Genomic DNA, 6,000 nt, shown 5'->3' with positions numbered 1-6,000 from the left:
AAAGCAAAAACCCCAGAATACAAGCGACATAGCCCGTCTTTACTGGGGTCTTCAAGCCACCCTAAGGTGGCTTTTTAAAAGTTAAAACGGTCTTAGTTCAGCGCTTTCGCAACTTCTGCTACTTGCAGTTTGAGGCTTTCTAGACCACCACCTGACAAGTACCAAAGCTCTGGTTCAAGATAAGCAACTTGGATGTCTGAGCCACCGTTTGCAGCCAATTCAGCCTTGAAGCTTTCCATGTCCATGGCGCCAGATTCAGCGCCGATGGCCGCGCTGCGGTCTACAATCATCACTACTGCAGGTTTCATAGCTGCCACATTGGCCGCTGTGAGAGGTGTGAAGCTGCGGGCACCACGTTTAATGGTTTCTACACCTTCTGGAAGGGTGGGAGTTTTCAGACCCAGCAGGTCGTTAACCACGCCATCATTGCGAAGGCTCACATTGCCGCCATTGTGAGTCAAAACAACAACCGATTTGTTAGACCCTTTGACCTGATCGATCTGTTTTTTCAGCGCCTGTAATGCCGTCGCCGCTTCGGACTCTTTATCAAAAGACGCCGCCAAGTCGTTTACCTTTTGACTGAAGCCAGTCCAGTAATCCTCTCCTTGGGCGCCCACATTTTGCACGTTAAACAGGGCTTCCAACTCTGGAATCTTGCTCCCTTGGCGACCCGTGACTAGAACAAGATCAGGCTGAATGGATTTTAGAGCTTCCACATCAGGATTTTTTAAGCCACCAATGTCGGCGTACTGGTCACCTGAAAATTCACTCAAGTAATTTGGCAGTCCCTGCTTAGGCACACCTGCCACCACATCGCTTAATCCCAGAGCATGCAAGGTATCAATACTGCCAAAATCATAGCTCACGACTTTGGCATATTCTGCTGCGCTCGCCATTTGGCTGGCTAATAGGATCGCACTGACGGCGATGGCACGTTTTAGGATCATATCCGTTTCCTCTAGAGTAATAATGAAATCAATTCTTCATTGAGAATTGATCTCATTATTTCACATCCTGCCCATCGGCAGCTGTCTGTATCGGGAACATACCGTTTCAAAACCTGAAACGACTGCAAAGCCTTAACAAGCCTGTGGATAGGGAGTAGATTTATCCACTTAGATTTAAGGACTGTCACGAATGTTGAAAACTCTGATAATCATCGACCAGCAAGAAGGGATCGATCATCCTAAATTAGGGCCTCGCAATAACCCAAATGCAGAACAAGTGATGCTCTCACTTTTATCTCATTGGCGAGCGCAGGGCTGGCCAGTGGTGCATGTGATACATAGATCCAAGGAGCCGGACTCCGTCTTTTGGCCGCACCAATCGGGCTTTAACCTTAAGTCTGACTTCCAACCACAAGACAAAGAAACCCGACTGGAAAAATCCGTACCCTGTGCCTTCACACAAAACCACTTAGCAGAGGTTCTCGAAACCCTTGGCAGTCATGAGCTTGTGATCACCGGCGTGGCTACCAACAATTCAGTAGAAGCCACTGCTCGCACTGGTGGGAATCTAGGGTATGACGTCTATGTCGTGGAAGATGCCTGCTTTACGTTTGCCAAAAACGACTACTTTGGTAACCCTCACAGCGCAGCAGAGGTGCATGCCATGTCCTTAGCGAACCTTGATGGTGAATACGCTCAAGTGGTTCACAGCGAAGTGTTTCTTGGGGCATGAGATTTATGGTTTTGATACAGGTTTTGACTTAGTCGCCAGCGGCGTCGAGACAATTTAAAAAAGGTCCAAACATCCCCTTCAAACTGCTCAAAGCGCCCAGCAACGGCTAAGTCTGGACGATCAAGATCCGCCTCAAAGCCAAGCTTGGTTAAGATTTTAATGGATGCCGGATTGTTCCACTTTAGGCAATGGGCATGCATTTCCTCTAATCCTAAGGTGTCAAAGGCAAACGTGAGTAACAGACGAGCTGCGCACTCGCTGATTCCTTTGCCCCAAAAAGGCTCCCCCAGCCAATAAGCCAATTCCCCTGTGTTTTGAATGCGATGGAGCTTTTTCAAAATACAACAGCCAACTACTTGGCCTTGCCAGACAATCACCCAATGCAACTCTTCCGATTGACTTGGATCCGCCAAAAAATCTCGGCTGGATTGTAGCCATGTTTGCACCTGTTCTTCAGAACAATGGGCTGGCACACCACTGGTACGACTGACTTGCTGATTGTTAGCTATCCTTGCTAACGCTGCCACATGGTGTTCAGCCATTGGCTCTATCTTGATATCCATCTTGTGCGCTCTTGGCTCCCTAAACAAACCTCTATGTTAACAGAAGATCACCATCTCAAAACAGTAATGACAATCAGTTGCATTTGATTTAGATTATCATCTTTAACATTACGACAAAGGAAGTAAGCAAATGTCCGATCAAAAACTTAACGATGCAATGCAATCCATGTTGGCAGAGCAAACGCCTATCTTGGCAACCGTCATTAAAGAGTCCGGCATGCCAAACATCGGCCCTAAACGCTCCTTGCGTGTTTATGACGGCAACCATCTAATTTTTAACGAAAATACAGGCGGCCAAACCCTAGAAAACATCAAGCAAGGCTCAAAAATCGCCATTGCAGTGATCGATCGCCCCAACCTAGACGGCTACCGCTTTGTGGGCACACCAGAAGTCCATCTTGATGGTGTTTTTTATGACAATGCCGTTCAATACGCCGCAGATAACGGCATGAAAACACCAAAGTGCGCTGTCTTGATCAAAGTCGATGAAGTCTACACCCTAAAATCTGGCCCTACCGCTGGACAACAAATCGCCTAGAGCACTCACCGCTCGTCAGCCCCTAATGGCCATCATGCATTTAACTCAAACCGCATGATCCCTTAGGGGCTTTTATTCCCACTCTTTCTCCTAACCATTGCACCATTGGCCTTATTTAAACCACTTTTGGCTGGATTATCTGGCAAGAAGTTAAGAGGAATGAACTACAGCTTTTGCCCCATGCACAGCAACAATAAGAGTCAGTATTTTCATGTTGACCCATTGGATGAGGTGCCTATGAACAAGAGTATTAATAACCCAACACAACACACGTCCCTTAACGATAAGGAAGTGTCTCACAATGCCGAGCGCCGGGACCTGCTTAAGATGACAGGTGCAGGCTTGGCTGCTGTGGGAGTGAGTGCAATGGCTTCAAGCCCTGCCATTGCCCAGAGTGCTACCAGTCTGTCTTTAGACAATAGCTGGGATAAAACCTTCCCTAAGAGCGACAAGGTTGACCATAAAAAAGTCATCTTCCAAAACCGTTACGGCATTCCTTTGGCGGGCGATTTATACACCCCTAAAAATGCCAATGGCAGTCTTGCGGCCCTGGTGGTAAGCGGTCCATTTGGTGCGGTGAAAGAGCAGTCTTCTGGGCTGTACGCACAAACCATGGCCGAGCGTGGATTTGTTACCTTGGCTTTCGATCCTTCGTTTACCGGTGAAAGTGGTGGTGCTCCCCGAAACGTTGCGTCTCCTGACATTAACGTCGAAGACTTCAGCGCAGCAGTGGATTGTATTGGCACTCAAGCCCATGTGGACCGCGAGCGCATCGGCGTTATTGGCATATGTGGATTTGGTGGCATGGCACTGAGCGCTGTTGCCGTGGATAAACGAGTCAAAGCCGTTGTTGCCAGCACCATGTACGATATGACTCGAGTGATGTCGAAGGGCTATAACGACAGTATGACCCAAGAGCAGCGCACGCAAACCCTTGAGCAACTAAGCCAACAGCGTTGGAGTGATGTGGAAAACGGTAAGCCAGCCTACGGCCCTGTTTCTTTGGAGTTACAAGGTGGTGAGCCGCAATTTGTGGTGGAATACGCAGATTACTACAAGTCAGAAAACCGTGGTTTTCACCCTCGTGCAATCAACTCCAATGCCTCTTGGACACTGACTACGCCTCTGTCTTTTATGAATCTTCCCATTCTGACTTACATTGCGGAAATCGCACCACGTCCTGTGTTGTTGATTCATGGGGAGGTGGCTCATTCCCGCTACTTTAGCGAAACCGCTTACGCTGCTGCGGCGGAGCCAAAAGAGTTAATGATCATTCCGAACGCGACCCACACGGATCTATACGATCAACTGGATAAAATTCCGTTCGACAATATCACTCAATTCTTTGAAAGCAGCCTCGCTTAGTCTCACCTTAAGAGCAATAGGTTATAAAAAAGCCCCGCCTGATGCGGGGCTTTTTTGAGACTGAATCGGTTTCTACTTGATGTGTTGTTTGACTTTGATGCGCATATCAAACTCAACCCCTTCACCCAACTTGCTGTAACACTTGATTGAGCCTCCTAGGGCATTAGTAATGATGTTATAGGTCACATTCAGCCCCAGACCCGTACCGCCTTTGCCACGGTTGGTAGTGAAGAAAGGATCAAAAATCTTAGGTAGGTTTTCAGCACTGATGCCTTTGCCGTCGTCTTTGTAACGCAGATTAAAAGTCTTATCCCCACATTCATTCACCGAGATCACAATATTGCCGGACGTGTGATCAACGAAACCATGGTTGATAGAATTGACTATCATGTTGGTCAGTACTTGAGATAAAAGCCCTGGATTAGTGACCACCTGCACCCTGTCAGGACAATCCACTGCCACTTGGACATTGGATTTACGGGTCAGTGATCCCAAGCTAAAGACGACTTCTTCGATGTAAGCTTTTAGATCGATCTGCCGTTCGTCTTCACTGGTTTGGTCTACGGCGATTTGCTTAAAGCCTTTTACCAATTGGGCCGTTCGCTCGAGGTTTTTATTTACGATACCTGACAGCTCATTGGAGTTATTTAGAAAATCTTCGAAATCGGTCTCGGTAAGCTGCCCTAATTCGTAACGTTTGCGAATGGCGGCGCTTTCATCCATAAGCTGGGAAATACCCACTAAACCCACGCCAATAGGAGTATTAATCTCATGGGCCACCCCTGCGACCAAGGATCCGAGACTGGCCATTTTTTCTGACTCAACCAGTTTTTCTTGGGCTTGTTGTAGGCTTTCGATCATATTTTCCAATACGACATTTGACTCTTTCAGCTCAAGGTTACGCTCTTTGATTTGCAGCTCTAGCTCTTTCTTTTCCGAGATGTCACGAATGACGGCATAGATAAGATCCGCCCCCTGCAAGGTCACCTTAGTAACAATGACTTCGGTCCAAAATTCGGTTCCATCTTTCTTTGAATGCACCCACTCAAAACGCACACCACCTTTATGCAGTGAATCAAAGATAATCTCTTTAGCGGCGTCTTTTGAAGGCCTACCGTCTGCTTGGAATTCTGGGGAGATATCCTTTGGATGAAGCCCAATCACCTCTTCTTTGCTGTTAAAACCAAACATACGAACAAAGGCCTTGTTGCAGTCAATGTACTTTTGACCATCGAACACACTCAAGCCATCCATGGATTCGTTAAACAGGGTCTCGAAGGTTTCTTTTTGCTGGGCCAGTTCTAAGGCGAGGTTCTTTTTCTCAGAAATATCACGCCAGTTACAATGAATGACCTCTTCGCCATTTAGCATAAGTTTGGTGATGATCACCTCACACCAAAACAGATCACCGTTAAACCTCTTGTGCAACCACTCAAAGCGCACACTGCCTTCTCGAAGGCATTGCTCGATCTTCTCTGTGCCTTTTTCTAAGGAGGTACGACCATCAAGCTGGTATTCAGGGGACAAGTCAAAAGGCGTTAATCCGAAAAAGTCTTCTTCATTTTCTATACCCACCAAATCCAACATGGACTGGTTACAGTCAAAGAAAACACCTTCTTTGAAAAGCGCCAAACCGTCTTTAGAGTTTCGAAAAACTTTTTCAAAGCCACTTTCTTGCGACGTCACATCATTCATGGGGCAGTGATCCCTAGATAAAAGGAAGGAAGAGTCAGATTTCAAACTAGCAAATAAGCTTAGAAATGCCACTTTGTTATGTAACCAAAATTGTAATTAACGTAATCACAAAAAAGGGCAGACTACGGAAGCAGCCTGCCCTTAGAAAAAACACTATGG

Annotated in this window: 6 protein-coding genes; 3 read left to right on the top strand and 3 right to left on the bottom strand. The window is 46.8% G+C overall.

Going from position 1 to position 6,000, the window contains the following annotated elements; genetic code table 11:
- Positions 1-92: 92 nt before the first annotated feature.
- Positions 93-947 carry an ABC transporter substrate-binding protein gene (locus tag ACFQ45_RS07955; protein WP_377366474.1) on the bottom strand — a complete coding sequence of 285 codons (855 nt, stop codon included), beginning with the start codon at positions 945-947 and terminating at the stop codon, positions 93-95.
- Between the two features lie 190 nt (positions 948-1,137).
- Between ACFQ45_RS07955 and ACFQ45_RS07950 the strand changes: the two genes are divergently transcribed.
- Complete coding sequence (locus ACFQ45_RS07950; protein ID WP_377366473.1) at positions 1,138-1,680, top strand: cysteine hydrolase family protein; 543 nt, start codon at positions 1,138-1,140, stop codon at positions 1,678-1,680.
- Here ACFQ45_RS07950 and ACFQ45_RS07945 read toward each other — a convergent pair.
- Positions 1,653-2,243, bottom strand: coding sequence for a GNAT family N-acetyltransferase (locus tag ACFQ45_RS07945; protein WP_377366472.1), 591 nt, complete (start codon positions 2,241-2,243; stop codon positions 1,653-1,655). The two genes, ACFQ45_RS07950 and ACFQ45_RS07945, sit on opposite strands and share 28 nt — an antisense overlap.
- A gap of 130 nt (positions 2,244-2,373) precedes the next feature.
- Between ACFQ45_RS07945 and ACFQ45_RS07940 the strand changes: the two genes are divergently transcribed.
- Positions 2,374-2,781 (top strand): pyridoxamine 5'-phosphate oxidase family protein, encoded by a 408-nt coding sequence (locus ACFQ45_RS07940; RefSeq protein ID WP_377366471.1) that lies wholly within the window; start codon positions 2,374-2,376, stop codon positions 2,779-2,781.
- Between the two features lie 159 nt (positions 2,782-2,940).
- Positions 2,941-4,146, top strand: coding sequence for a CocE/NonD family hydrolase (locus ACFQ45_RS07935; protein WP_377366470.1), 1,206 nt, complete (start codon positions 2,941-2,943; stop codon positions 4,144-4,146).
- 72 nt (positions 4,147-4,218) lie between these two features.
- On the opposite strand, the gene ACFQ45_RS07930 is transcribed toward ACFQ45_RS07935, so the two are convergent.
- Positions 4,219-5,841: a PAS domain-containing sensor histidine kinase gene (locus ACFQ45_RS07930; RefSeq protein WP_377366469.1), complete on the bottom strand. Its 1,623-nt coding sequence runs from the start codon at positions 5,839-5,841 to the stop codon at positions 4,219-4,221.
- Positions 5,842-6,000 lie beyond the last annotated feature (159 nt).

The sequence above is a fragment of the Rhodanobacter aciditrophus genome (assembly GCF_042679525.1).
GTDB lineage: Bacteria > Pseudomonadota > Gammaproteobacteria > Pseudomonadales > Marinomonadaceae > Marinomonas > Marinomonas aciditrophus.
Note: the sequence above shows the minus strand (reverse complement) of the source record. Positions and strands in the feature narration are given on the sequence as shown.